The organism is Nocardia sp. 852002-20019_SCH5090214, assembly GCF_001665865.1.
Lineage (GTDB): Bacteria > Actinomycetota > Actinomycetes > Mycobacteriales > Mycobacteriaceae > Nocardia > Nocardia nova.
In genome coordinates this window covers 1-579 of the sequence record NZ_LZMK01000066.1, presented here as the reverse complement: position 1 = coordinate 579, position 579 = coordinate 1, and the positions used below count along the sequence as shown (strand labels likewise).

Sequence of the window (579 nt, the reverse complement as noted above, 5' to 3'; positions counted from 1 at the left end):
GAGGACGCGCCGGTGAAAGTCAGGCTCTCCTTGACGAATTCGACCCGCACGCCCTTGCCGGTGAGGGTGCGCACGATCGAGCGGAGGTCGTCGAGGTTTCGGGCCAGGCGGTCCATCGAGTGAACGATCACCGTGTCGCCGTCACGCACGAACGCGAGCATCTCGGCGAGCTTCGGCCGCGCCGAGTCCTTCCCGGAGGCCTTGTCGGTGAAGGTGCGTTCGACATCGATCCCGTCGAGCTGGCGCACGGTGTTCTGATCGACCGTGCTGACCCGGATATAGCCGACCCGCATGATTCACCCCTCCAGAGACCGAAATTGTCAGGTTGAACTCTAAGAACCCAGCCGACAAGTGTCAAGAAAGGCGAATTCTCACCCTATTTTGACGCTGTTCGTCCCCGGTCACGACTGTGGTGTTGGGGTGTACCCCAGATGCGCAGGCACTGCCAGCACCACGCTCCGCAGCTGCGGCTGTAACGTGTTTCACTTCTGAGTGTCAACGGATTTCGGAGGGGACCGAACACAGATGCTGAGCTTCTTCGTCGAACGCGATGGTCGACTCGTCGCCCAGAAACTCGCC

1 protein-coding gene is annotated in these 579 nt (G+C 61.0%); it reads right to left on the bottom strand.

All coding sequences use genetic code 11. From position 1 onward, the window contains the following. A partial coding sequence (locus A5780_RS06955) for a recombinase family protein (protein WP_197521679.1) occupies positions 1-293 on the bottom strand: 293 nt, incomplete at its 3' end. Between the last annotated feature and the right edge of the window lie 286 nt (positions 294-579).